Genomic DNA, 26,137 nt, shown 5'->3' with positions numbered 1-26,137 from the left:
CCTACAGGGCTTGGCGTTGTTGCAGCGCCTTAATCATGTTGGCGATGATGGCCAGGCACATGGCTGCGAAGCCAACCGGTAACGCCCAGCGACTGGGCCATAGATAGAAGGTGAAATTGGCCATGGCCGTTTCCATTCGAACCGTAGCGCGCACTGCATCTAGATAGCTCTGGTAACAGAGCATGCCGAAATAGAGGAGCCCAAGGGTGCTGGCGAACAGGTAGAGTGTCAGTTGGGCTACCGGCGGGAGCCTTCCCACAAGCACATCCACGCTGATGTGTTCGCGCTGAAGTTCGACATAGGCGAGCGGCAGAAAGACGACGGCGACCATGTAGTAAAAAGACACAAACTCCAAGGTGCCGGTAAACGACTTTCCGAATAAGTAGCGCAGCCCAACATCGAGTGAGACATGCAGTGCCATAAGCACCAGAAAGAGGGCCGCCAGCACCATGGCACTTTTGGCAACCCACTGGCTCAGTGATTCGAAGTGTTTGGCCATCATGCGGGCTCACTCCTCTGCGCATCCGGGGCAGAAAAGCCCAGTTCTAACAGGGTCTCTTTCCAGAACAGCAGCATATCGCGGTAGAGTTCGGGGTCATCTCGCCAGATGCTTTGCGCCCCCATACCCCGCATCATGCACAAGGTGGCATTCAGGGCGACGCGATTCTGATGTGACGTGTGCTTGGCGCTGGCGACCAGTTGCTCCCAAATCTGCTCCAAAGAGTCATTGAACTTTGCTGCCAGCGGTATCAGCACTTTCATGATATCGGGGTCGGTTCGCGCATTAGTGAGGTATTCGAGAGTCACCATATAAAGGTCACCCTTGAAGTGCTCATGCAGCGCTTTAAGCAGGCTGTCAAAGTTAAGCTCACCCGCTTTAACCTTTACGGCCATCTCCCTTACGCTTTCCACTTCGCGACTAAGCAAGTCCTCAAGCGCCGCCTGCATCAATAATGTCTTAGAGGGGTAATGGTGAACTAAAGCGCCACGGGAAACGCCCGCCAGACGTGCAACATCTACCGTTGAAGTGGCACGAATGCCCTTCTCAAGAATGCATTCGATAGTCGCTTGCGTCACCCGAGCCTGGGTTTGGCGTGAGCGTTCTTCTTGATTCTGTCGCTTCGTCATAGCGAACCCTTATTTGGCCTAGGCCGCCTCAATGCGGCGGCCTCAGTGTTGCAGCGTTAATAGATTCCGTAGTCAGCAGGAAGCTTATTGTAGATTTCTTGCATGGCCAGTTCGGCCAGGGCCTCTTCGTCTTGGCGATCAACTTCGCTGATTAAGGCATCCCACTTTTCGTAGGTCGCGATAAAATCATCAATCAGCGCCTCGGGGTCTTCAACGCCATACTCATCGCGGGCCTTATCGTAGACATTGGCCAAGGCCTCATCGCGGAAAGCCTCCACGGAAGCCATCAGATCCTCTTCGGGCTCGTAGATGTTGTTGCCGTGAGAAGCGGCTTCTTCCAGTGCGGCTTCAGAAGCGCCCAGATACTGGACAATCATGCGGGTCATTGCCTTGGCAGTCGCTTCTTTGAAGACATCACGTTCCTCATCGTTGAGGCTAGCCCAGAAGCCCGAATTGAAGCCCCACTGAGGGCCAGACCAATACATGCCGGTAGGCAGCAGCGTGGTGTGCTCGGCAACCTCCCACAATGACCGGTCAATCAAGTCGTTAGCCGCATTAGAGGCGCAGTCCAACGAGCCACGATCGAGGCCGCTATACATCTCACTGGAAGGCACATTGACGGGCGTTCCCCCGGCTTGCTCGACCCAGGCGGAAACAGTCGAGCCAGCCGTACGAATACGTTTACCGCGTAGCTCTTCCAGGTTTCGGACTGGCTCGCGGCAGAACAGCACATAGGAAGGCGTGTTATAGGCGCCCAGGTAGACAATATCCAGCTCCTCCCACTCGGCTAGCTGAGTGGGATTATTAAGGCTGAAGTCTGTCACCGCCAGTATGCCAATCAGCGGGTCATCATAGTTAAACCCCAACTCCTGCACGGCATTCGCGACCGGCATTTCAGAAGGCGTGTAGATAGCCGCATGGTGAGCAACCTGAACCACGTTATCCTGGATACCCTGCAGGTTAGCGCGTGGTGCCAGCAGTACGGTGCCGGTATAAACCTCGGGTTGCAGTTCGCCGTTCGAGAGTTCCTTGACCATTTCTGCCCACTCGATGTAACCGTAACGGGAGTGGGGATGTTGTTGGTCGTAGAACGAATTGGCAATAAAGGAAGTTGCGGCATGGGCCGAAGAAGCAACAACAGGCAAGACCAGCGCTCCAACGGCGAGTGTCAGCGTATTACGAGTGAAGTTCATATAGTTTCCTGGGCCGATTTAATCGGCTGTTTTTTTCTGTTGTATTGTTTCATCTTGTTGACACGTCACCAGCTGTGGCGCGTGCACATAATTCAATCTAGACTTCAAATAATAAAAAAACAAGCAGGTCTGTTTGTTTTTGATACGACCTGCTTCGCATAGAAAGGTTAAGCAATGAAAATAAAAGAAAATCCTACTCGGCTGGATATTGCGGGCACTTGGCGAGGGATTCGCATGATGCTGCCTTTAGCGGTTTTTACGATCGCGTTTGGATTGGCGTTTGGCGTAGCCGCCGTGCACCAAGGGTTGGCCGGCTGGGAAGCGATGCTAATGAGCCTGTTTGTCTTCGCGGCTCCATCGCAATTTGCTGCCCTAGAGATGTGGCATTCGCCTCTGCCACTGCTTGCTCTGGCGGCGGTCACACTCGCGATTCATACCCGGCATATGCTGATGAGTGCGGCGCTTTATCCCTGGCTCAAGGCGTTACCTCAACGCCAGCAATTCGCTATGGTGATTTTGCTAACCGACTCCAACTGGGCAATGGCGCTGGGAGAGTATCAGCGCGGCGAGCGAAACCTGGGCATTCTTCTAGGTGGCGGGATCGCGCTGTGGGGCGCCTGGGTCGGAGGCACTGCGATAGGGCTAGCCTTTGGTGGAGGCATTACCGAGCCTGAACGCTTCGGCCTTGATGTGATCATGCTGTGCTTTCTGTTGATGATCGTTGTAGGTGGAAACCCAAGAGCGGCAATGGCCCTGCCCTGGCTGGCAGCAGCGACCAGCGCACTAATGGCGTACTGGTGGCTGCCGCCTTACCTACATGTGATGGTGGGTGCCATTACTGGTGGCGTGGTGGCCGTATTGTTGCCGGGACGCTGGTTCAGGGAAAGCGCCTTATGAGCTCATCATCAGTGTGGCAGTCGTTGATAGCCATCATGCTAATGGTAGTCATTGCTTATGGCTCCAGAGTGCTGGGGCTTCTGGTCATGTCGCATGTACCGCTAAGCCCACGCGTCCGACGATTCGTCGATGCCATGTCTAGCTCAGTCCTGATTGCCGTTATTACGCCTATCATCGTGTATGGGGATGGTGGCGTTCGGCTTGCGGCCATTGCGGCGGGTACGGTGGCGATAGTATTGAGAAGCCCGCTGGTGTCGATTGCCATGGGTATGCTTTGCGCTGCGGGTTGGCGCTGGTGGGTTGGGTAATATCGTAAAAAAACGGCGGAATTTAATACCTCGGACGCGCGCATGTCATAACTAGAATCAGGTTGTAAAGCTTGGTCGAATAGTTGATGACTCACAATGTACTATGTACACTTAAAGACGCGCTGGCTAGCTAAAGGAAGTGCTCCAACGTGAGTAATGCGATTGAATTTATCGAAACCCCAACGTTCACACGCCAGATCCAGGCCATTGCAACAGACGATGAATTGAAGGAGCTGCAGCGTACCCTGATAGCTCAACCTGACAAAGGTGACCTTATTCAAGGGACGGGTGGCTTAAGAAAGATCCGTATGGCGTTGGGCAACCAAGGTAAAAGCGGCGGCGCTCGGGTTATTTACTTTTTGGCAACGGCAGAAAAAATCTACCTGATACTGGCCTACCCCAAGAGCGTGAAGGACAGCTTAACGCCCGCTGAAAAGGCCGCTCTGAAAACACTGACCCACCAACTGAAGGCAGAGGTTTCCGAATGAGCATTTTTGACGAACTGCAAACATCGCTGCAGGAAGCCGTTGAGATCAAACAAGGCAAAGCTCAGGCTAGCCGCATCACACGCCATGAGGTGGCTGATGTAAAAGCTATTCGCGCCCAGCTACACGTCTCTCAGGCTGAATTTGCCGAGGCTATGGGAACCAGCGTGGACACCATCAAAAGCTGGGAAACCAAGCGCCGTAACCCGACGGGGCTCGCCGCGAAGGTACTGGCTACGATTCAGGACAACCCCGCTTTTTTCAATGAGCTTGCTTCGCACTAACACTTAATTCATTAGCATGGGAAGAGGGTAATTCAACGTCGTACTGGTACGTACGGAAGACATAGCTTGAGCTGGTATTGACCGCCACACTTGCGGCTTCAAAGCGGCTTGCTTACCAACGCTATAAATAAACAATTAAAGACCAATATCATACACGCCCATCAACTGGCGATAAGCCATCAAGCGCAAGCATGCGAGACGTAAACGCGGAGGAAGGGGAAATCGAGCAGCTTATTACCACAGAGAACCAAGGGACTCATAATCCCTTACTTGAACAAGCAAGAATGGTGGGCCCAGTAGGACTTGAACCTACGACCAAGGGATTATGAGTCCCCTGCTCTAACCAACTGAGCTATAGGCCCGAAAAGCGTGCATATCATAGCGAATGTGGCCGGGTGAGGCTAGCCCCTTTGCGCTATCTTGATGTCATTACGGCACTTTATGTGGATTGGGCAGTCTGGTGAGTAGTTCTTTATGCGGAGACGCGCTGTGAAAGCATTGATTGCTCTATTTCCCTTATTGTTGGCGCTGCCCGTGCACGCTGACTGGCAGCTTGATCCTGGCCAGTCGCGGGTGCAGGCGTCGATTACGCAGTTAAACGGCGAAGCACCGCAAACTCATCACCATCAGGTGCGCGATCTGCAGGGTGATATCTCCAGCGATGGCACCCTGCGCTTGCCGTTAAAGCTCAGCCAAACGGATGTGCTGGAACGCTTTGGTGAGCTGCCGCCGTGGATAGGCTTGCTGGCGAACACCACCTTGGTGACGCTAGAGGCGCAAATGCCGCCAGAGCGGTTGGACGGTTTGGATATTGGCGAATCCCTGGTTGAGACGCTGACCTTTAGCGTTCAATCAGACATGGTAAACCAACAGGAATCCGTGCCACTGCGGTTCACCCGTGAAGGCTTGAACGAGATACGTGTGACACACGCCGAGCCGATGGCGATGGACGGCAGAGCGCTGATGGCCAACACCACGGTGCGCACCGTACTATCGTTGCTGGGCTATAAGGAGATTGACGAGCATGTGCCCGTCACCCTCAATGCGCTGTTAGTTAATCGGTAGTCATTAACTGTTAAAGATTAACGACTGAGTACTTCCATATCCCCCACCTGGGCCTCTCCGGTTTGTACCCGCCACTGGGCGGCATAGTGGCCGTTAGCTGCCAACAGGCTGGAATGGGTGCCTCGCTCGGCCACTTGGCCCTTCTCAATCACCACGATCTCATCGGCATGCACAATGGTAGAAAGTCGGTGAGCAATCATAATCACCGTGCGGCCATGGGCAATACGCTTGAGCGAACGCTGAATAGCCGCTTCGGTTTCATTGTCCACTGCGCTAGTGGCTTCATCCAGTACCAAAATAGGCGGGTCTTTAAGTAGCGCCCGCGCTAAAGAAAGCCGCTGGCGTTGGCCGCCGGAAAGCCGCACGCCCCGCTCCCCTACCGGCGTATCCAACCCTTGGGGCAGCGTTTCGATAAAGCTCCACGCCTCGGCGGTTTTTGCCGCGTCGATAATCGCGGCTTCGTCGGCATCGGGCTTACCGTAGGCGATGTTGTCGCGAATGCTGCCTTCAAACAGGTAAACATCCTGGCTGACCAGGCCAATCGACTGGCGTAGCGAATTCATGCTGACGTCGGTAATCGGCTGGCCATCGATGAGTACTCGTCCGTTTTCAGGATCGTAAAAGCGCAGCAGCAGCTTGATGAGGGTCGATTTTCCCGAGCCGGTCGCGCCTACTAATGCTAGAGTGTTGCCTGCCGGTGCGTGTAAATGAATGTTTTCCACGCCAACGCCACTGGTGGCATAGTGAAAGCTCACATTGTCGATGGTCACTTCGCCGCGCACCGGCTGAGCGAGCGGAGTGGTGCTATCGTCTTTAACGGTAATCGGCACTTCAAGCAGATCAAGAATCCGCCGCGTGCTGGCCATGGCGCGTTCGAACAGGTCGATCACCTGGGCCAGGCCAGTGAGCGGCCAGAGCAGCCGCTGCGTCAGGAATACCAACACACCGTACGCACCCACATTCAGCGAGCCGTTGAGCGCCATCATGCCGCCCACAGTAAAGGTGGCCAGAAAGCCCGCCAAAATCGCCATGCGGATCACGGGAATAAACGCGGAGCTAACCTTGATCGCCCTTCTGTTGGCGTCTACGTAGGCTTCGCTAGCCTGGCGCAGGCGTTCAGCTTCGCGGTCTTCACTGGTAAAGCTTTTAATCGTCGCGATACCGCTTAGGTTGTTGGATAAACGGCTGGCTAAATCGCCCACCTTTTCACGCACGTCGCTGTAGAGCGGCCCAGCTTTACGCTGGAAGAAGAACGCGCCCCAAATGATCAACGGAATCGGTGTAAACGCCAGCAGCGCAATCAGCGGCGAAAGCACAAAGAATACCGCGCCAATCACCACTACCGTCACCACTACCTGAACCATCGCGTTGGCGCCACCATCCAGAAAACGCTCAAGCTGGTTGACGTCATCGTTCATGGTGGCCACCAACTGGCCAGAGCTTTTCGACTCGAAAAACGCCATATCCAGCCGCTGAGCGTGCTCGTAGGTATCTTGGCGCATATCCGCTTGTAAGCGTTGGGCTAAGTTACGCCAGAGAATCTGGAACAAGTACTCAAACAGCGATTCCCCCGCCCAGATAACAAACGTCAGCACCGCCAGCATGGTGATCTGCTGCTGGGGCGTTTCAAACCCGAGGCTGGCCACAAAGCTTTGCTCTTGGTTGACCACTACATCGATGGCGACACCAATCAGAATCTCTGGAGCAATATCAAACAGCTTATTGATAATCGAGCAGGCGGTGGCGGCAATGATGCGCCGCCGGTAGCCTTTGGCGTAGCGCAGTAGCCGCAGCAACGCTTGAAAACTGTGTGCAGGAGAAGACACGAGTGTTCCTTACTGAGGTTGTTATAGCTGAAATAGGTTTAGAGACGATAGAGTAATGAAATCGCCCCGCTATCTCTAGCAGGGCATCAACTTAATGCAACTTTAGCAAGCGGCGAAAGGCTGGAGACTGCCTAGTAAGCAGGCGCCGTGGAGCGGCGAACATTGGCCAGCAACGGGCTGCCGGTATCAGGGTCGGTGAGTAACGTGCACTCCACTTGATAGAGCGTTCGCACTAGGTCAGGCGTAACCACCGTAGCCGGAGCCCCTGCCGCGATAGTCTGACCTTCACGCATGGCGATGAGATGGTCAGCGTAGCGGCAGGCGCTGGCGAGATCGTGCAGCACCATCACCACCGTACGGCCTTGGTGGGCAAGATGCTTCACCAGCTCGAACACTTCAATCTGGTGGCCAAGATCCAGCGCGGAGGTGGGTTCATCCAGCAGCAGCAGCGGAGTTTGTTGGGCGATGGTCATGGCAATCCAGGCGCGTTGGCGTTGGCCGCCGGAAAGCGCATCAATTGGCCTGTCAGCGAGTTGTTCCAGCCCTGCCGCCGCTAGCGCATGCTGCACCACGCGCTGGTCTTCTGCTGACCACTGGCGCAGCCAGCCTTGGTGGGGCTGGCGACCAAAACGAATCAGTTCGGTCACGGTTAGCCCCTCCGGTGCGACGGCCTCCTGGGGCAGTAGCGCCAGCTGAGTGGCCAACTGGCGCGTGGGCAGGCGCTGAATATCGGCGCCATTGAGCAATACGGCACCGCTATCAGGTTTGTGTAACCGAGCAAGCCCGGCCAACAACGTCGATTTTCCGCAGCCGTTAGGGCCCACAATGGCGGTAACTTGGCCGCTGGGCAGGGTGATATCCAAGCCATCAATCACCTGCCGGGTGCCATAACTCATGCCGAGCGACTGAGTGGCAAGAGAAGGCATGGTGGGTGTTGGAGATTGTCTCATGTGAAACTCCGTTGCGGACGCATTAATATCCCAAGTAACCAGGGCCCGCCGACCACGGCGGTAACGATACCCACCGGAATCTCGATAGGTGCCAGCAGCGTACGCCCGGCCAGGTCGGCGAGTACCATCACCAACGCCCCCGCCAGGGTTGCCGCCAAAATAGGCACGCTGCGCGAACTCGCAAGCGACCGGGCAATCTCCGGGCCAATCAACCCCACCATGCCCACCGGCCCGGCAACAGCGACCGCCAACCCCGTCAAGGCGACAGATAGCAGCAGCACTTCCACCCGGCGTCGCTTGACGTTTACGCCTAGCCCGCTAGCGGTAGCATCCTTGAAACGCAGTAGCGTTAGCGAACGGGCTAACGCCATGGCAGTGGCCAGCCCTAACACCAACCCGAGCATGAGTAATTGCAGTGCGCCGCTGGGGCGGGCATTGAGCGAACCCACTGTCCATGGATAAGCAGCATTGGCGGTATCAATGGCGACTCGTGCCAGCATCAATTGCGTTATCGCGCCAAACACCGCGCCCACGCCAATCCCCGCCACGATAAAGCGATACCCCTGGGTGCCGTTGCCCGCAGCTAAACCAAAGGTGAGTACCGCGGCGGTGGTCGCCCCGGCTAGCGCCATGGCAGGCGGCGCGATAGAAACGCCAATACCCACGATGGAGGCCACTGCAAATGCCGTCGCGCCATTATCAATACCGATAATACCCGGCGTCGCCAAGCGATTGCGGGCCAGGGTTTGCATCAGTATGCCCGCTAACGCGAAGGCCGCCCCGGTACTAGCGGCTGCGGCTAAACGCGGCAAACGTAGCTCCTGCACTACAAAGCTCGCCATCATGTCTGCATTGCCAAACAGCGCCTGCAGCACCGCCCCAGGGGCGACCTTAACGCTGCCCAGGCTTAGGTAAATAGCGCTGGCAAGCAGTAACGCGCCAAACAGGCCCAGGTTAACGGCCACCGCACGCTGTTCAAACAACAGGCTGTTCGCACTGTTCCCGCTTCGCCAGGCGAATCGCCAGTAACCTTGCGGTGGAATTACGCTGTCATTGCCGCCCGCGCGGAACTGGTCTTCCGAAGAGAAAGGCATAGCCGAGCTTTTTATCTGCGTGGTTTTCATTAGCGAATTCATAGCATTGGTAGGCGGCGCGCACGTACAACCGCTATCAGTACGGGGGCGCCGCACAGCGCCGTGAGTACGCCCAACGGTAGTTCCGATGGAGCGACCACCACCCGAGAAATGATATCGGCCGCGAGGACGATCAGCGGCCCGATGGGCAGACAAAACCATAGCGTGCGACGAATATCAGGCCCGGCAAAGGCCCGTGCGACAAACGGCACCACCAACCCAACAAAGGCAATGGGCCCGGCGATAGCGGTGGCAGCCCCCACCAACAGCGCCACGCAGGCGATGACCAACCAACGAATGAGGTTGGGGTGGTGGCCCAAACCAGAGGCCACTCGTTCGCCTAGCGCCAGGGCGGCTAACGGCCGAGCAATCAGTGCAACCATCACTGACGCGACCAGCATACTGGGCAGCACGGCAAGCAGGTCGTCCAAGCGGCGGCCTGCCAAGCTGCCAATCACCCAGAAACGAATTTCATCAGCAGCACGCTGGTCATAAAGCAGTATCAATGAGGTTAAAGACGCCAGCAGACCAGAAAATGCGGCTCCGGCAAGCACGAGCCGGATGGGGTCGTTACCCACACCGCGAAAGCGCGCCACGCTCAATACGCACACGCAGCCCACCAGCGCACCTAACTGCGCAACTGAAATGCGTAACGTGGCGGCGCTGGCACCCAGAACCAAGGCCAGCGCCACGGCAAACGCCGCCCCCGCGCTAACCCCTAAAAGCCCCGGTTCAGCCAGCGGGTTGCGTGCCACCGCTTGCAACAAGGCTCCAGCAACGCCTAGTGCCATGCCCACGACAATACCAATTAAGGTGCGCGGTGCGCGCAGTTCCCAGACGATGAAGCGTGCTTCATCGTCCTGGGCGCCGCTGAGTAGCGCCAGGGCCCTGCCGGGGCCAACGCTACCTGCGCCGATTAATAAACTAACGAGACTCACCGCCACAAGGGCGGTGAGTAGCAGCAGCATTAGCGTTCGGGGAGTAGCACGCCTAACGTTAGGCGTTGCAAAACGTGGAACCGTCACGGCAACAGCGCTGCCTCTATATCGTCAAGAATCGCCTGGGCAGCCAGCGGGCCATTGGCACTTGTCCATAGCTGGCCATCTACCGGCACTACGTGGTCTTGCTGCACCACGTTTAGGCGCGTAAAGGCACTGCTCTGCTTGGCTGCGTCCACCGCCGCTTGGCCATCTTCGTTGAGCGTTGCCAGGAACAGCCAGTCGCCGTCCACTTGGGAAAGGTTTTCCAGGCTCAGCACATCGCTATGCACGCCGCGCTCGCCCACTAGGCCAGCGTCCTGAACATCCAGCCCCGCTTGGGCTAACAAACCTGCAGCGAAAAGGTTTTCCGACATCACCATAGGGCCACCGGGCATCCAGCGCACCAAGAAGGCGCTACCACCGACACCGGCCTCTTCCACTGCCTCGGCGACCTCGGCGGCGCGTTGCTCAACGGCCTCAATCGCTTCTGCGATGGCGGCTTGGCGATTAAGCGCTTCGCCGTAAAGGCGGGCTTCGTCTTTCCAGTTATCCGGCGCAAGTGGCTGAGTGGGTGGCACCACCGTAGGCGCAATACGTGACAGCAGTTGATACTGCTCATCAGAAAGCTGGGCGGGCGCCAAAATCAGATCCGGCTGCTGCGCTAGCACGGCTTCGATATTGATCTCGCGCACCACGCCCATAATGGCAGGCGTGTTCTCGCCAAGGTGCGCTTCAATATAGCTTGCCACGTTGTCGCCACCACGCGTCGTCACAGCGCCTAGCGGGTTCACGCCTGCCGCTACGGCAGCGTCCAAAGCGCCTTCGTAGAGTGTTACGACGCGCTCTGGGGTTCCCTCAACGTCTACGTCGCCAAAGGCGGTTTCCAGCGTGCGCGCTTGCGCAGTGCCTGCCACAAAAATACTTAGCAATACGCCGACCATACCTAAACGCCCGCTCTTAGCGAGGATGGCGGCCATTGATGTCGTTTTAACCAGCATAAGTTTCTCTCAATACGGTACCTTGGCAAGGATAATAACGATTCTCAAAAGCGCTTGCACTACTATTCCAGCGAATGGCGTGTTCCATTTCCTGCAACTCCTCCACCCTCTCACTGTTTCAGTATGCGCAACGCAACGTTCCTCAATCATTCCCTCGCGTTTGGGAACTTTTCTTTTTAGACTCCCGCCTTTATTTGATAATTAATATCATTGGCTAATAATTATCGTAACCAAGAGGGAATGACATGCCACGCTTTACTCGCTCTGTTCTGGCTAGTGCCGTCACGTTTGCTGTTTCTGCAGGCACAGCCACCGCTCAAGAAGAGCAACAGCTGGACAATATCGTTGTCTCGGCCAGCGGGTTTGAACAGGCGATGGTCGATGCCCCCGCCAGCATTTCGGTGATCTCTCGCGAGGAGCTTTCGCGTCAACGGGTTACCAGTATTGCTGATGCCCTGCGCAACGTTGAGGGGGTGGATATCGGCGGCTCAGTGGGCAAAACCGGTGGTAGCAACATTAGTATTCGTGGCATGCCCAGCGACTACACGCTGATCCTGATTGACGGCCGCCGCCAGAATACCGCCGGCAGCGTGACGCCCAATGGGTTTGGCGAAACCTCCACCAGCTTCTTTCCCCCCATTTCCAGCATTGAACGAATTGAAGTTATCCGTGGGCCGATGTCGACACTATATGGCTCTGACGCCATGGGTGGGGTAATCAACATTATTACCCGCCGGGTTGGCCGCGAGTGGACTGGCTCTATCGGGGTCGAAAACACCTTTAACGAAGATCGCGATTTTGGCGATCGTCGCGAGATCAACCTGTATACCAGCGGCCCTTTGGTGGAAGATACCCTTGGCCTTCAACTGCGTGGCCGGGTTTATGAGCGCGATGCTTCTGAACTCACCTACACCGACGGTGACGGCAATCCTATTGAGGTCAGCCAGCGCGGCCCCAGCCCGGTGGAAGGCGATACCTACAACATCGGCGGCAAGCTAGCCTGGACACCCTCTGATAGCCATGACCTGTGGCTAGATGGTGAAGTCAATCGTCAACGCTATAACAACGACGAGTGCCAGCTAGGCACCCTGGATGGACGCACCCGCAGCTGCGCGCCCGACCCTGGCAGCGCCACCGGCTATTCGGATGAACTCCGTTTTGAGCGCGAGCAAATCGCCATTGGCCACACTGGACGTTTTGCCTCGGGTACGTTGGAATCCAGCCTGATGCGCAATACCACCGAAACCAAAGGACGCACGATTCCTGGTGATGTGGGCGTCGCTTACGAAGGCTTTCCTAGCATTGTCGGCGGTGCGCCGCGGGAGCTGGAAACCACCAATACCGTGCTCGACAGCAAATTCATCATGCCGCTGGGCAACCACATGACCACGTTGGGCCTGCAGTGGTGGGATGCCGAGCTGGACGACGGCTTGGCCGGTGAGACCTTTGCCCAAACCACCTGGTCGCTGTTTGCTGAAGATGAATGGATGCTGCGGGACGATTTGGCCCTGACCCTAGGCGGCCGTTACGATCACCACGACGCCTTTGGCAGCCAGTTCAGCCCGCGCGGCTACTTGGTGTGGAACACGACGCCCAACTGGACATTAAAAGGTGGCGTGAGCCGCGGCTATAAAACGCCCACGCTTAATGATTTGCACGATGGCATCAACGGCGTTACCGGCCAAGGCACCGTGCTGACCATTGGCAACCCGGATCTTGAGCCTGAAACCAGCACCAGCAGCGAGATAGGCGCCCATTACGACAACCAGCAAGGCTTTACCGCCAGCGCCACGCTGTTCCACAACCAGTTTGACGATAAGATTGCCAGCGGCAGCGATATCCTGGTGGAAAACGACCCGCTGATTCCTGACGGCCTGTATAGCCAGGATATCAATATCGATGAAGCGATCACCCAAGGGGTTGAGCTCTCTACCAGCTACCAGTTCGCTCCCGATTGGCACGTTAACGCTAACTACACCTATACCGATAGCGAGCAGAAGAGTGGCGATAACGAGGGTGAGCCACTGACGGATACCCCCGAACACGCCATCAACGCCACCCTGCACTGGCAGGCAACGGCAAAGCTGGACACCTGGCTCTCCGCTGAGTACCGCAGCGAACGCTACCGTAACCGCGAAAGCGTTCGCGGCGCACCCTCGTTTGATGACCTGGGCGACTTTAAAGCCTATTCACTATTTCACTTAGGCGGAAATTACGCGGTCACCGATCAGCTTAATCTGAGCGCGACGATCTATAACCTGTTTGACAAAGACTTTGTCGACTACCGCGCCTACGGCGATGGCACCAGCTTTGGCAATGTATACGCCAACAGCGAAGAAGGCCGCCGCCTGTGGCTGTCCGCCCGCTACGAGTTCTAATCGGTTTCAGCTCGCTACTGTTTCAATGCTGACTTCTGCCCCGGCCATGCGCTGGGGCTTTTTTTGTTTACTAACCTCTCCTTTTCTAACAACCAAAAAAGCGGCTATCGCTGGATAGCCGCTGCTGTATTGCGTTTATAACGGGAACCTAGCGTTTAGAAGGCGACGTTGAGACCTAGCCAAACCCGGCGGCCATCTTCCACATAGCCGTACTCATCGTAGTCAATCGCTTCGTCGAAGAGATTGTAGATACCCGCGTTCAGTTGAGTCGATTCATTTAGCTGGTAGCCAACGCCTGCATCTACAAAGGAGTAGGAAGGGGCCACAATAGAGCTCTGAGAAGGGCCGGTAGTCGGTTGGCTCTCTTCGCCGCGGTAGGTCACTTTTGTCCACTGGCTGAGCTTGGCCGAGGCTTGCCAATTCAGCGTGGCCGATACTTGGTGGCGTGGCAGTTGAGTTAGCGGCTCGCCGGCATACTCACCGCTTTTTTGCTCGCTATCAGTAAAGGTGTAACTGGCCGTTAGCTCAACGGTATCGGTTAAAGGCGCAGCCACACTCGCCTCTACGCCCTGGGTCACCGCTTCATCAACGTTAACGCGATAAGTCGGGTCGCTGCCAAACTGGTTAGCGCCATCCGTACAGATATCGATGGGGCAAGCTATTCGGGTAATTTTATCGTCAAAGTCGTTATGGAATAGCGTGACGCTGCCGCTCAGGCCAGAGTCGTTGGCATAAAGCAGGGCCAGCTCTTTATTGAGCGAGGTCTCTGGCTCAAGGTCAGGATTACCGTAAATATTGCCACCACGACTGACCTGCCCCCAGTCGGGGGTGATCTCGCGCAGGTTGGGCGCTCGATAACCGGTTGAAACGCCGCCTTTCAACGTCCAGTCAGGCGTCATATTCCACACGCTATAAAGACGCGGGCTTAAATGACTACCGTAGTTGTCGTCATCATCAACACGTAAACCGCCGGTCAATGCCCAGGAATCGGTAAGCATCCATTCATCTTCAACAAAAATTGCCCATTGGCTATTCTCAATCTCACTACGATCAGAGTCAGGCAGTCTGTTCGTTGTACTATCTTCAAGCGACTCTTCCTCGTAGTTAGCGCCTAGCGTCACCATATGCATGCCTAGCGGAATGACAGCGCTGGTTTTGGCGGTAGTGTTGGTGATTTCAATATCCCGCGATTTATTTTCGCTGCGCTCACGTTGCAGGTAAATTTCGCTGGTACCCCAATCGAAGCGGCCACTGTGGGTTAACGCAACGTGCTGATGGGTAAAGTCATTGAAGCTATCGGAACAGCCCCCCTTACAGCCCTCTGATGGCGCTGAGTTGCCCATCAGCGATTCGCGCTCCTGCTCGGTAATACCCGCCTCAAAAGTGAAGTCATGGTTACCAGTCGCCGCAAAACTCAGCCGTGCAGTAAGACTTTGCAGGCTTTTATCTTCGTAGCCGTTAAGAATAGTGTCTTCATCGCGCTGAGAGGCGCGACCATAGAGCTGAAGACCTAAACGATCCCCTACCAGCGGGCCACTGAGGTAAAAATTAGCCTGACGGCTATCGCCGGAGTCGCTGTCTTCCTGAAGCACGGTGTCGAGTTGAACATTACCGTGCCACTCCTGCGCAACCTTGCGGGTAATCACGTTAATGACCCCGCCGATGGCATCGGAGCCGTAAAGCGTCGACATTGGCCCACGCACTACTTCAATACGCTCAATGGCCTGTAGTGGCGGTAGCCAGTCTTGCTCAAACCCGGCGCTACCGTTGGGACGGGACTCGCGGGAATTCTGCGGGCGCCCATCGACCAATATCAGGGTGTACTGGGAGGGCATGCCGCGAATAGAGATATCCTGGCCGTTATCCCCTCTCCCACCGCCGGTGACAATCACACCGGGCACATCGCGCAGCGCATCGGTAACACTCTGATAGTGGCCTTGTTCCAACTCTTCGCGGGAAACCACGCTGATAGACGCGGGGGCATTGGTAATCTGCTGTTCAAAACCTGACGCAGTTACCACCAGATCGTCTAAGCGGGGCGCGTCTTGTGCCCAAAGAGCACTACTGGCAAGCGAAGAGATAGCGCTGGCCAGCAGCGTACGGCGCAAACAGGGAGACATAACTTCGTCCTTCATAGTGTGTTAACAATATGTGTGAGAATTTGCCACATTAAATGCGAATTATTAGCATTAATATTTTTACACACTCTTTGCACACTGGGGTGAGACAGCACGTTCAACTCTACGGAACACAAATGCCTATTATTTTCATTCGCACCGAAAAATGGCACAATTAGCGTTCACCCTTTTCCGTGGGCCTGACCATGTATGACTTTGACGAACTTACCGCCTTTGCCGATGTGATGAGCACAGGCAGTTTGACTCGCAGCGCTCAAAAGCTCGGATTAGCCAAATCGACCCTTAGTCGCCGTATCAGCCAGCTAGAAACCCGGCTTAACCAGCCGCTGCTGCGCCGCCAGGCCAACCGCTTAATTCCTACCGAAGCAGGGCTGCTGTTTCACAACTACTGCACCGAGCTGTTGGCAATGGCGGCTCATAGCCAGGAGGCGCTGGCAGAGCTGCGTGAGGAGATTAGCGGAGAAATTACCCTTGAAGTGCACGGTGCCCTGGCCCGCAGCTGGTTAGCCAGTGCCATTGATGCGTTCTTAAATCGCCACCCTAAGGTAGAGCTAACGCTACACACTCGGGAAACGCCGCCTACTAAAATGCACAGCAATAGCGTGCATGTCTGGCTTGGGCCGACTCATGAGTGCGGGCTAAACCAGGAGCGCCTGGGCCACCTATCCCGCGGGCTTTATGCTAGCCCACGCTATTTAGCAGCCGCTGGCACGCCGCACCATCCCGATGAGCTAAACCAACACGCCTGGATAGACCTGCTGGGCACGGCTTCTGACGGGCTACTGCTCACTCATCCAGAGCATGGCGAATACACCTTTAACCCGCCCCGTTCACGGCTGCGGGTAGATCTCACTACCCTGCATATAGATGCCATTGCGCGCAGCCAGGGTATCGGCTTGCTCTCACACTGGTTAACCGCAAAACGCGAACAGCATCATCCAGGCGAGCTGATTAACTGCCTGTCCGGCTGGGAGCCGGTGCCACTTCCTATCACACTGCTTTATGCTTACGGTCACCAGACCCGCCGTACCCACGCGCTGTTAGAGTTTTTACGTGGCCAAGTGCCCGCACCGTGGCGCACGTCAGCCGCGACCGTGTAAGTTAATTCGAGTGTTTACCTTGCCAGTTAGCCCGCTTATTAACGACAATAGGCGGCTACCGATTAGCCAAGGACTGTAAATGCTCGCCGAACTCTTTGCTGTCATGGCGCCCGTGCTGGCGGGTGCAGGGCTCGGCTACTTGTGGGTACGCCTAGGCCATCCCTACCCGGTCGACTTTATTACCCGGCTGGTGTTTAACATTGGCACGCCTTCGCTGGTATTGGCCTCCCTGGCGGGTGCTGATATTGATGCCACCACCTTTGGCCAGACGATGTTAGCCGCCGCGCTGGTCATTCTCACCATGGGGGCGGCGACCTTTGGCGTGGCAAAACTGCTGCGCCGCAGTTGGCGGGTACTGCTTGCGCCCATGATGTACCCCAACACCGGCAACATGGGCTTACCCGTGGTGCTTTACGCCTTTGGTAGTGCCGGGTTTGCCTACGGCATCACCGTGATGGTGACCGTCTCGCTGTTTCAGTTCACCCTAGGCGCTGTGCTTAATAGCCAAGGCAACCCGCTTAAAACCCTTGCCAAAACGCCTACGGTGTATGCCATTGCGATTTCCATGGCGCTACTGCTAACGGGCACCTCCCTGCCCCCCTGGCTGGCGAATACGGTGGACTTAATGTCGGGGTTCACGGTACCGCTCATGCTCATTACTCTGGGCGTATCGCTAGCCAGCATTCAGGTGAAGAACCTGCGTTCAGGGCTCGGATTTAGTCTGGTGCGCGTGCCCCTCGCTGCCGTGGTCGCCTGGTTGATCGCTGGCTGGGTGGGCCTTCCGCCACTGGCCCAAAGCATTTTAGTGGTGCAGATGTGCATGCCAGTGGCGGTCTTCAACTATCTCTTTGCTCAGCGCGCCCAGCGCGAACCCGTCTATGTAGCCAGTTTGGTCTTCTGCTCGACGTTGTTAGCGCTGTTTTACCTGCCCGTGCTACTCGCCCTGCTCATGTAATAGTGGAACCCACACGTGACTAAAAGGTCACTGCTAGACTACTGGCAAGGATGCCAATGATTAACGTCACCAGAGGGCACGCTATGCTTCACATGAACAACCATACCCAACGCCCACTGCCCCCTGGGGCTTGGGCAAGGATCAGTGGACTAGTGCTGGCGGGCGCTATTAACACGGCAAATGCGGAAATCGTCCAGGAATCGCTGGAAACCGACCATTTAAACCTTTCCATTGAGCGTATCGCCGATGGTTTTGAGCACCCTTGGGCGGTGGCGTTTTTACCCGATGGCCGCTACTTGGTGAGCGAACGCAGCGGGCAACTGAAACTTGTCGACCCCGAGAGCGGTGAAGCCAGTACGTTGGAAGGCATGCCCGAAGTGAGTACTCAGGGCCAGGGCGGTTTGCTAGACGTAGCGTTACATCCTGATTTTGAAGGCGGAAATGGCGAGGGTGATAACGACTGGATCTATTTCACCTGGAGCAAGCCCGAGGGCAATAACAGCCGTTCAGCATTATCGCGAATAAAATGGCACAATGACCAGCTAGGAGAGGTCGAACACTTGTTTGAACAAGATCGCGCCTCTGGGCCGGGCCGCCATTACGGCTCGCGGTTGGCGTGGCTGCCCGACGGTACCCTGCTAATGAGTATTGGGGATCGCGGCAGTGAACCGCCCCGCGCCCAGGCAAGCGATGACCATGCGGGCTCTACCCTGCGTCTTACCGCTACTGGCGGCGTTCCCGATGACAACCCTTTCGTTGGTGATGACACCACCCTGGATGAAATTTACTCCATGGGTAATCGCAATATTCAAGGCATGGTCGTGCTCAGTAACGGCGAAGCCTGGGCGTCAGAGCATGGCCCCCGCACCGGCGACGAGCTGAATCATATCGAAGCGGGCAATAATTACGGCTGGCCAAAGGTCAGCCAGGGCAATGACTATGCAACCAACGAGCCGATTGGCGAAGATTCGCTCCCCGGCATGGTTGATCCAGTGTATGTATTTGAAGGCCGCTTCGCCCCCGCTGGGCTTGCCGAAGTGACTAGCGACGCCTTTAGTGAGTGGCAAGGCAACTTATTAGCCGGTGGGCTAGGTAGCGAGAAGCTGTTGCGCCTGCGCTTGGAAGAGGGCCGTGTCACCGAGGAAGAGCTGATTTTACAAGGCGAAGTGGGTCGCATTCGCGATGTTCGCCAAGGCCCTGATGATGCCATTTACTTACTCACTGACGCCCCCCAGGGCGGCTTGTACCGCCTAGCGCCAACGAACCAGTAGCGCTTCATTCACTGGCTGATATTAAAACGTATTAAAACCACCATGGATGCCCCATGCGACTACGCAATTTGATTATTTTGACCGTGATTGTGCCGCTGTTTGTCATCCTGGTGGTTTTTAGCTTAGTGGCGATCAAGTCGCTCGAAGATAACGTACGCTCAAAGTTACAAACGGAAGTTGAGATTATTACCCGTACGCTGAGTTCGTCGCTCAGCTACGCGGTTACGCCAGATAGCAACACGCCGCTTGAAGAAGCGCTACAGTCAGCATTCTCGTTCCATCGAATTTACGGCGCCTATGTATTCGATACCCAGGGTCGCGATATTTACGGGCTAGGCCTTGGCAAAGATATTTTCAGCCGTGAAGAGATTCAGCAAATCATCGAGCGCGATGATTTATATAGCAACTATCGCCAACACGATGGGTGGAATTACTACTCTGCATTGACACCCTTGCGCTCACAAGATGGCACTGTATATGGGGTACTGCAGGTTAATCGGCTAAATACCGGTATTGAGAACTACACGGGTTTTATCAGTATTGTGGCCGTGTTGGTGTTTGTGATTGGCGCCGCCGGAATCGTGTTTAGTATTTGGTGGGGGTTTCGCCGCCATATCGAGCGCCCGCTTAACCGGCTGCTGCACGTAATGCAGTTGGTAGAAAAAGGTGACCGCAGCCAACGCGCCACCGAAGACGGCCCTATCGAATATCGCCACCTTGCCTCCGGTTTGAATGGCATGCTGGATGCGATGGCCGAAAAAGACCAAGAGATCGAAAATCGCCAACGGCGCGAAATTGAGCTTGAAAAGCGCCTGCGCAAATCGAAAAAGCTGGCTGAACTGGGCGTATTGGCAGCCGGCGTTGCCCATGAGATAGGTGCGCCGTTAACGGTGATCAATGGCCAGGCCCAGCGTTTGGCTCGCCGCGATGTGATTGGCGATGACGAACGCGCACGACTAGGGCGTATTCGTGGCGAAGTCGAGCGCATCGTTGAAATTGTGCGCCAGTTGATGGAATTAGGCCGCCAACATAACGTAGAGAAAGGTGAACTGGCGCTTGATCAGCTTATTATGAATGCCAGCGATTTGGTTGAAGACGAGCTGGAGCCACGCAATATTCGTTTAGACATTGAATTACCGTCGCCGACACCCAACTTACTCGCCAACGGCCAACAAATTGTGCAGGTGCTGACCAATTTGCTGCGCAATGCAGCGCAAGCCCCCGAAGTGAACAGAATTCGAGTGCGCGCCCAGCAGCAAGAGCACGAATTAATACTGTGGGTGGAAGATGATGGCCCAGGGATACCCAGTGCCCATCATCACAAAGTGTTCGACCCATTTTTCACCACCAAACCGGTCGGTCAAGGCAGCGGTTTGGGACTCTCTATGGTACATCGCATTATTAACGACCACGGCGGTACGATCGGCGTGTTTGACAGCGCCCTTGGCGGCGCTGGATTTGAAATCACACTACCTATTAGTGAAACCGCATCCGCGTGAGGACAACGTTTGTGACCCAACAGGATCCCCTTTTACCTTTGTTGGTGGTTGAAGATGACGCCGCTATACGTGAGTTATTAGAAGAAGAACTGCAGGATGCAGGCTACACGACGCTCGGCGTACCTAGCGCTGAAGAGGCTATCGCCTTACTAAGCCACACCACCGTCTCACTGGTAATTACCGACGTGCGACTGCCGGGTATGACCGGCATTCAGCTACTCCAGCAGCTCCGCCAAGCAGGCAGTGAGCTGGGCATTATTGTGATTACCGCTTTCGGTACCATCGATCAGGCGGTTGAGGCACTTAAGCTAGGGGCTGACGACTTTTTAACCAAGCCGTTAGACCTTGATGCCATCCGCGATGCCGTATTTCGTGTGCTGGAACGCCAACGCCTGGCGGTTTTCCACGACACGGATATCAGCCATTTCCACGGCATTGTGGGTAAAAGCCAGGTCATGCAGACACTGTTTCATGACGCCTCCCGCCTTGCCAAAAGCGATGCCCCCATTTTGATCTTAGGGGAAAGCGGTACCGGCAAAGAGTTACTCGCCCGCGCCATTCACCAGGAAAGCCCTCGCAATGACCAACCCTTTGTGCCGGTTAACTGTGCGAGCATTCCCGCAGATTTGATGGAGAGTGAGTTCTTTGGTCATGTAAAAGGCGCCTTTACCGGGGCTAATGAGGCGCGCAAAGGGCTCTTTCAAAGCGCTCAGGGCGGCAGCCTATTTTTAGATGAGATTGGTGAAATGCCCATCAATCTGCAGGCTAAACTACTGCGGGCCTTGCAGGAGAAAACCGTGCGCCCGGTGGGCGGCGAGCGCGAAGAGCCAGTAGATGTCCGCATCATCGCTGCGACTCACCGCAACCTGGAGAAGGAAATCGAGCAGGAGAATTTCCGCAGCGACTTGTTCTACCGTTTGGAAACGTTCTCGCTGCGCATTCCCCCGCTACGCGAGCGCGGTACCGATATTGAGCACCTTGTTTTTGCCCTTATCGACAAGCACTCCGAGGCCCAGGGCAAGCAGATCGAGCAAATCGAGCCAGAAGCGCTCAACAACCTGCTCAACTATGCCTATCCCGGTAACGTTCGCGAACTGGAAAACGCCATCATGCGGGCAGTTACCCTGAGCGAAGATGGCTCGCTCAGCCATAAAGATCTGCCCGAACGGCTGCGCGAACAATCAACGGTGGAAAGCGGTACCCCACTGGTGCCTACCGTCAGTGGCGAAGTGCTGGCAGGGAGCCAGGTGCCCTCGGCAACGCCAATCCGCTGGCCTAGCCTAGAAGAAGTTGAAAAGCGCTATATTAACAAGGTATTAGAAGCAACGGGTGGCAACAAACGACGCACCGCAGAAGTGCTGGGCATTGCTCGTCGGACACTCTATCGCCGCCTGGAAGACAGTGAAGAGTAACTACCAGGATACTGATAAGGCGGGATGCGCTAGCTAGAAAGCAAACAAAAAAACCCCCGCGGGCGCGGGGGCGGAAAGGATGGCAAATCGTGTGGAGCAGCCGCAGGGAACAAACAGCTGAGGCGATTTACCATCGTAGGGAGCGGTACACTTGCTAAAGACTAGTTACTGGTCGAATTTTCATCCTCTTCCTCAGCGCCAGGCATAGGTTCGGTTCCTTCACCAAAGCCAGGCTCGTCGTCAGGGTTCATAGTGCCCTCTGCGGGCTCGTCCATGGTGTCATCCGGCATGGACTCTTCTGGCATAGGATCTTCTGCCATCGTTTCTTCAGATTGCGTCATGCTGTTTTCTGCTGCTGGCTCTTCACTTAAGCCTGGATCCTGCTCCATCGCTGACTCTTCACTCATACCCGGTTCCGGCTGAGTGGTGGCATCCTGCTCTAATGGTGAAGGCTCTTCAGCAGGTGGCGCTGTTTCTTCGTTATCACCGCAACCAGCTAACACAATTACACTTGCCGCTGTCGCCATCATGCACAGCGTTAACCAGCGTGGGCGATTGGAAATTTGCTTGCTCTCAATGTGGTCGTGTTGCTTATCCATAATACCCACCTCCATTACTTACGCTGCTTGTTTCTAAACATTTCACTGGAAAAATCGACAGTCAGCTTTCCGTACACGTATACAAGTTATTCACAACACTCTACTTAGATTACAATCACTTTACGTGCCAAAAACATAAAAAACCAATATAAACAATTAATAATCAATATCTTATAAAACATTAGCAATGCCATTATGTACTTATAGGCAGCCCGCGCGAGTGGGTAAAAAATGACACATGTAGCGTTAATTGCCCCGTTGAGCGAGCCGTTGTGACACACAGGCCCCACCTATGTATAATAATTTTTAATAAATTATCCGACTCAAGCTCTTATTTCTTTATGAATGGCGCAATAACGACACACGCCCATTCAGCTCAACAAAAAGGCATCGCCGATGGACGAGACACGACCCGTCAAAATTAAAGTGCGCGGATTAAGCAAAGTCTTTGGTAAGCACCCACAAAAAGCCATTGAGCTACGTGATCAAGGAATGAAGCGCCCCGAAATTCTGGAGAAATCCGGCCAGACGCTGGGGCTATCCAATATTTCGTTTGATGTCTATGAAGGCGAACTGCTGGTCATCATGGGACTCTCGGGGTCAGGCAAATCGACCTTGATCCGTTGTCTTAACCGTCTAATTGAGACCACCGAAGGTGAGATCATTATCGACGGCGAAAACATCCCGACGCTAAAAGAGAAAGCGTTACTGGAGTGCCGCCGCCGTCACTTCTCTATGGTATTTCAAAATTTCGCGCTATTTCCCCACCGCACTGTGCAGCAAAATGCCGAGTTCGGTTTGGAAATTCGCGGCGTAGAGAAAACAGAGCGCCATAAAATTGCCCATGATGCGCTTAAGCAAGTGGGCCTGGAGGGCTGGGAAGACGCCTACCCGAATCAACTTTCCGGCGGTATGCAGCAGCGCGTTGGCCTCGCCCGTGCTCTGGCAAACGATGCCACCGTACTGTTAATGGATGAAGCTTTCTCAGCACTTGACCCGCTAATTCGCAAAGACATGCAGCAAGAGCTTTTGCAGCTGCAATCCAAAATGCAAAAAACCACGGTCTTCATCACCCACGATCTGGATGAGGCGCTCAACATTGGCGACCGTATCGTGTTGCTGAAAGATGGCGAAGTGGTGCAGATCGGCACGCCGGAAGAGATTCTGACCAAGCCTGCGGATGACTACGTGCGTCGCTTTATCGAAGGCGTTGACCGGGCACGTATCTTGACCGCCGAGAGCGCCATGCGGCCACTGCGCTCCACCGCTCGGGAAAGCGATGGCCCACGCACGGCGCTACACCGCATGCGCGACCATGCTATCGACTCTATTTATGTGGTTGATCGCAACCGCCGCCTTATCGGGCTACTCGAGGCCGATACCGCCAGCCGGGCCATTGAAGAGAGTGCCGATTCGATTATTCCCTACTTAACCCAGGATTTCCGCAAAGTCCCCATGGATGAGCCACTGCATAACCTGTTTGCCATGTTTAGTGAAAAGAGTTTCCCTATCGCCGTTATTGATAAGCAAGAGCAACTGCTAGGCGTGGTGGTTAAAGGCGCAGTACTCGACGAACTGGCACGAGCAGGAGAGCAATAATGGATATCCCACGCATCCCGCTAGGTGATTGGATTGAAGGCGGCCTGACTTGGTTGACCAGCGAATACTCTTTGGTTACCCGCGGCATCTCTCGTTTCACTCAAACCGGTATCGATGTTTTAAATGACGGCTTGATGTGGTTACCCGAGTGGGCGCTGCTTGGCTTGATCGCCCTGCTCTGCTGGAAGCTGGCGGGCACTCGCCTAGCCATAGGAGCTGCTGCGGGCTTGGCACTGATCTGGAACCTGGGGCTTTGGAACCCGATGATTGAAACGCTCACGCTGGTAGTGTTCGCTACCATGGTGGCAGTCGTCATCGCGTTACCTGTGGGTATTGCCGCGGCGCTGTCTAACCGGCTTTACCGGGTCATTATGCCAATTCTCGACTTTATGCAGACCATGCCAGCATTCGTCTATTTGATCCCGGCTATTCCATTTTTCGGTATTGGCTCGGTGTCGGCGATTTTTGCTACGGTGATCTTCTCGATGCCTCCGGCCATTCGCTTTACCACCCTGGGTATTCGTCAAGTACCGGTGGAGCTGATTGAGGCCGCCGATGCCTACGGCGCTACCCGTGGTCAAAAGCTATTCAAAGTGCAGCTACCGCTGTCACTGCCCACAGTAATGGCAGGTATCAACCAAACGATAATGCTCGCTCTCTCTATGGTAGTCATCGCCGCCATGATTGGTGCAGATGGTTTGGGCAGCGAAGTATGGCGCGCAATTCAACGCTTGCGCCCTGGCGACGGCTTTGAAGCAGGCATCGCGGTGGTCATCCTGGCCATGCTGCTTGACCGCCTGACGCAATCGCTTAGAAAAACCCGGCAATAGCGAAAACGCGCGATAGAGTAAAACAGCAGAAGCGGCTGCGTTGAGCCATTAGCTTGCTAAGTCGCTCTTTGCTTACCATGCTGTGTTTTGCAGCAACCGTGCTCGTTAAGCATCATGCACGTTAATAACCAGTACATTTATATTTTAATACACAAGGGAGAAAGTGAATGAAACATCGCACATTGAACCTCCGTATCCGTCTTGCTTCGCTGGCACTGCTAGCAGGTGCTGGTGTGACCGTCAGCAGCGCGGCGCAGGCTGAAGAAGAGAAAGGCATGGTTAACCTGGCCTACGTAGAGTGGTCTTCCGAAGTCGCTTCAACTAACGTGGTCGCTGCAGTACTTGAGCAAGCGGGCTATGACGTCGAGCTAACCTCACTCTCAGCGGCGGCTATGTTCCAGGCGCTCTCCACTGGCGATGCGGATGCCATTGTCGCTGCTTGGCTGCCAACCACTCACGCCGATTACATGGAACGCCTGGGCGATAGTATTGAAGACCTTGGCCCCAACCTGGATGGCACCAAGCTGGGCCTTGTGGTTCCAGAGTATACCGACGTCGACTCGATTGCAGACCTTAACGATAACGCCGACAGCTTTAACGGCGAGATCATCGGTATTGACCCCGGTGCAGGCTTAATGAGCCTCACCGAAGAGGTTGTGGATACCTATGACCTTGAGCTGAATCTGCGTAGTGGCAGCGGTGCCACCATGACAGCGGCACTGTCGAGTGCAATTAATAACGAGGAAGATGTCGTTGTTACTGGCTGGACGCCCCACTGGATGTTTGCCCGCTTTGATCTCAAATATCTAGAAGACCCTGAAAACGTCTATGGCGGTGCAGAGCAGATTCACACCGCAGTTCGCCAAGGCCTGGAAGATGACATGCCAGAAGCTTATGCCATTCTCGATGCTTTCGAGTGGACGCCAGAGCAGATGGGCGAAGTCATGCTGATGAACCAGGAAGATGGCAGCGACCCCTATGAGAACGCGAAGCAGTGGGTTGAAGATAACCAAGACGTAGTCACAGAGTGGCTCGATAGCTAAACGAGCCAAGCAGTTACGGTAGCAGGGGGCGGGTGGCCCTCTGTTGTCGTTTTAAGAACTGTTTTA

The 26,137-nt window shown here is 55.2% G+C and carries 24 protein-coding genes and 1 tRNA gene; 14 read left to right on the top strand and 11 right to left on the bottom strand.

Features of this window, described 5'->3' with window-relative positions; all coding sequences use genetic code 11:
• Nucleotide 1: 1 nt before the first annotated feature.
• From HZS52_RS11490 to HZS52_RS11480, 3 genes are read right to left on the bottom strand one after another with little or no spacing between them, the layout of a single operon-like run.
• A complete protein-coding gene (locus HZS52_RS11490; protein WP_027958583.1) occupies nucleotides 2-502 on the bottom strand; it encodes a TRAP transporter small permease in 501 nt (166 codons plus the stop codon).
• A complete protein-coding gene (locus HZS52_RS11485; protein WP_190374783.1) occupies nucleotides 499-1,128 on the bottom strand; it encodes a TetR/AcrR family transcriptional regulator in 630 nt (209 codons plus the stop codon). The genes HZS52_RS11490 and HZS52_RS11485 overlap by 4 nt, the downstream gene beginning before the upstream one ends.
• Nucleotides 1,129-1,184: 56 nt before the next feature.
• Nucleotides 1,185-2,321: a C4-dicarboxylate TRAP transporter substrate-binding protein gene (locus HZS52_RS11480; RefSeq protein ID WP_190374782.1), complete on the bottom strand. Its 1,137-nt coding sequence runs from the start codon at nucleotides 2,319-2,321 to the stop codon at nucleotides 1,185-1,187.
• A gap of 174 nt (nucleotides 2,322-2,495) precedes the next feature.
• On the opposite strand from HZS52_RS11480, the gene HZS52_RS11475 reads away from it, so the two are divergent.
• From HZS52_RS11475 to nadS, 4 genes are all read left to right on the top strand, one after another.
• On the top strand, nucleotides 2,496-3,218 hold the full coding sequence (locus HZS52_RS11475; RefSeq protein WP_190374781.1) for an AzlC family ABC transporter permease: 723 nt from the start codon (nucleotides 2,496-2,498) through the stop codon (nucleotides 3,216-3,218).
• Entirely contained in the window at nucleotides 3,215-3,526 is a 312-nt protein-coding gene (locus HZS52_RS11470; protein WP_190374780.1) for an AzlD family protein, read from the top strand. The genes HZS52_RS11475 and HZS52_RS11470 overlap by 4 nt, the downstream gene beginning before the upstream one ends.
• Before the next feature lie 149 nt (nucleotides 3,527-3,675).
• Entirely contained in the window at nucleotides 3,676-4,014 is a 339-nt protein-coding gene (locus HZS52_RS11465) for a type II toxin-antitoxin system RelE/ParE family toxin (protein WP_190374779.1), read from the top strand.
• Nucleotides 4,011-4,295, top strand: a complete 285-nt coding sequence (gene nadS / locus HZS52_RS11460; protein ID WP_190374778.1) for a NadS family protein — start codon at nucleotides 4,011-4,013, stop codon at nucleotides 4,293-4,295. The genes HZS52_RS11465 and nadS overlap by 4 nt, the downstream gene beginning before the upstream one ends.
• A 285-nt stretch (nucleotides 4,296-4,580) precedes the next feature.
• On the opposite strand, the gene HZS52_RS11455 is transcribed toward nadS, so the two are convergent.
• Nucleotides 4,581-4,657: transfer RNA gene (locus HZS52_RS11455), tRNA-Ile, on the bottom strand.
• A gap of 112 nt (nucleotides 4,658-4,769) precedes the next feature.
• Between HZS52_RS11455 and HZS52_RS11450 the strand changes: the two genes are divergently transcribed.
• Nucleotides 4,770-5,360 carry a hypothetical protein gene (locus HZS52_RS11450; RefSeq protein WP_035584989.1) on the top strand — a complete coding sequence of 197 codons (591 nt, stop codon included), beginning with the start codon at nucleotides 4,770-4,772 and terminating at the stop codon, nucleotides 5,358-5,360.
• 17 nt (nucleotides 5,361-5,377) lie between these two features.
• On the opposite strand, the gene HZS52_RS11445 is transcribed toward HZS52_RS11450, so the two are convergent.
• The 5 genes from HZS52_RS11445 to HZS52_RS11425 all read right to left on the bottom strand — a co-directional run bounded on the left by HZS52_RS11445 (nucleotide 5,378) and on the right by HZS52_RS11425 (nucleotide 11,190).
• Nucleotides 5,378-7,186: an ABC transporter ATP-binding protein gene (locus HZS52_RS11445; protein WP_190374777.1), complete on the bottom strand. Its 1,809-nt coding sequence runs from the start codon at nucleotides 7,184-7,186 to the stop codon at nucleotides 5,378-5,380.
• Between the two features lie 131 nt (nucleotides 7,187-7,317).
• Nucleotides 7,318-8,136, bottom strand: a complete 819-nt coding sequence (locus HZS52_RS11440; RefSeq protein WP_190374776.1) for an ABC transporter ATP-binding protein — start codon at nucleotides 8,134-8,136, stop codon at nucleotides 7,318-7,320.
• Nucleotides 8,133-9,230: a FecCD family ABC transporter permease gene (locus tag HZS52_RS11435; RefSeq protein WP_423250072.1), complete on the bottom strand. Its 1,098-nt coding sequence runs from the start codon at nucleotides 9,228-9,230 to the stop codon at nucleotides 8,133-8,135. The genes HZS52_RS11440 and HZS52_RS11435 overlap by 4 nt, the downstream gene beginning before the upstream one ends.
• A 38-nt stretch (nucleotides 9,231-9,268) precedes the next feature.
• Nucleotides 9,269-10,237, bottom strand: coding sequence for a FecCD family ABC transporter permease (locus tag HZS52_RS11430; protein WP_159177955.1), 969 nt, complete (start codon nucleotides 10,235-10,237; stop codon nucleotides 9,269-9,271).
• 53 nt (nucleotides 10,238-10,290) lie between these two features.
• Nucleotides 10,291-11,190: an ABC transporter substrate-binding protein gene (locus HZS52_RS11425; protein ID WP_370657680.1), complete on the bottom strand. Its 900-nt coding sequence runs from the start codon at nucleotides 11,188-11,190 to the stop codon at nucleotides 10,291-10,293.
• Between the two features lie 302 nt (nucleotides 11,191-11,492).
• Between HZS52_RS11425 and HZS52_RS11420 the strand changes: the two genes are divergently transcribed.
• Nucleotides 11,493-13,625, top strand: coding sequence for a TonB-dependent receptor domain-containing protein (locus tag HZS52_RS11420; protein ID WP_190374774.1), 2,133 nt, complete (start codon nucleotides 11,493-11,495; stop codon nucleotides 13,623-13,625).
• Between the two features lie 155 nt (nucleotides 13,626-13,780).
• Here HZS52_RS11420 and HZS52_RS11415 read toward each other — a convergent pair whose 3' ends face one another.
• Nucleotides 13,781-15,745, bottom strand: coding sequence for a ligand-gated channel protein (locus HZS52_RS11415; protein ID WP_190374773.1), 1,965 nt, complete (start codon nucleotides 15,743-15,745; stop codon nucleotides 13,781-13,783).
• 203 nt (nucleotides 15,746-15,948) lie between these two features.
• Here HZS52_RS11415 and HZS52_RS11410 point away from each other — a divergent pair, with 203 nt between their 5' ends.
• The 5 genes from HZS52_RS11410 to HZS52_RS11390 all read left to right on the top strand — a co-directional run bounded on the left by HZS52_RS11410 (nucleotide 15,949) and on the right by HZS52_RS11390 (nucleotide 22,000).
• Nucleotides 15,949-16,863, top strand: coding sequence for a LysR family transcriptional regulator (locus HZS52_RS11410; RefSeq protein WP_190374772.1), 915 nt, complete (start codon nucleotides 15,949-15,951; stop codon nucleotides 16,861-16,863).
• 79 nt (nucleotides 16,864-16,942) lie between these two features.
• On the top strand, nucleotides 16,943-17,818 hold the full coding sequence (locus tag HZS52_RS11405; protein WP_022522400.1) for an AEC family transporter: 876 nt from the start codon (nucleotides 16,943-16,945) through the stop codon (nucleotides 17,816-17,818).
• Nucleotides 17,819-17,901: 83 nt separating this feature from the next.
• Nucleotides 17,902-19,089: a PQQ-dependent sugar dehydrogenase gene (locus HZS52_RS11400; RefSeq protein WP_190374771.1), complete on the top strand. Its 1,188-nt coding sequence runs from the start codon at nucleotides 17,902-17,904 to the stop codon at nucleotides 19,087-19,089.
• A gap of 53 nt (nucleotides 19,090-19,142) precedes the next feature.
• The gene (locus HZS52_RS11395) at nucleotides 19,143-20,588 is read left to right on the top strand and encodes an ATP-binding protein (RefSeq protein ID WP_022522398.1); all 1,446 of its coding nucleotides are present in this window, start codon (nucleotides 19,143-19,145) and stop codon (nucleotides 20,586-20,588) included.
• 11 nt (nucleotides 20,589-20,599) lie between these two features.
• Complete coding sequence (locus HZS52_RS11390) at nucleotides 20,600-22,000, top strand: sigma-54-dependent transcriptional regulator (protein WP_027958616.1); 1,401 nt, start codon at nucleotides 20,600-20,602, stop codon at nucleotides 21,998-22,000.
• Between the two features lie 161 nt (nucleotides 22,001-22,161).
• On the opposite strand, the gene HZS52_RS11385 is transcribed toward HZS52_RS11390, so the two are convergent.
• Entirely contained in the window at nucleotides 22,162-22,599 is a 438-nt protein-coding gene (locus HZS52_RS11385; RefSeq protein WP_223828115.1) for a hypothetical protein, read from the bottom strand.
• A 396-nt stretch (nucleotides 22,600-22,995) separates the two neighbouring features.
• Between HZS52_RS11385 and HZS52_RS11380 the strand changes: the two genes are divergently transcribed.
• From HZS52_RS11380 to HZS52_RS11370, 3 genes are all read left to right on the top strand, one after another.
• Nucleotides 22,996-24,198 (top strand): quaternary amine ABC transporter ATP-binding protein, encoded by a 1,203-nt coding sequence (locus HZS52_RS11380; RefSeq protein WP_190374769.1) that lies wholly within the window; start codon nucleotides 22,996-22,998, stop codon nucleotides 24,196-24,198.
• Nucleotides 24,198-25,028 (top strand): ABC transporter permease, encoded by an 831-nt coding sequence (locus HZS52_RS11375; protein WP_009288360.1) that lies wholly within the window; start codon nucleotides 24,198-24,200, stop codon nucleotides 25,026-25,028. Before HZS52_RS11380 ends, HZS52_RS11375 begins: the two co-directional genes overlap by 1 nt.
• A 167-nt stretch (nucleotides 25,029-25,195) precedes the next feature.
• Nucleotides 25,196-26,071, top strand: coding sequence for a glycine betaine ABC transporter substrate-binding protein (locus tag HZS52_RS11370; RefSeq protein WP_022522395.1), 876 nt, complete (start codon nucleotides 25,196-25,198; stop codon nucleotides 26,069-26,071).
• Nucleotides 26,072-26,137 lie beyond the last annotated feature (66 nt).

It is taken from the genome of Vreelandella titanicae (assembly GCF_014697095.1).
GTDB classification, from domain to species: domain Bacteria; phylum Pseudomonadota; class Gammaproteobacteria; order Pseudomonadales; family Halomonadaceae; genus Vreelandella; species Vreelandella titanicae.
Note: the sequence above shows the minus strand (reverse complement) of the source record. Positions and strands in the feature narration are given on the sequence as shown.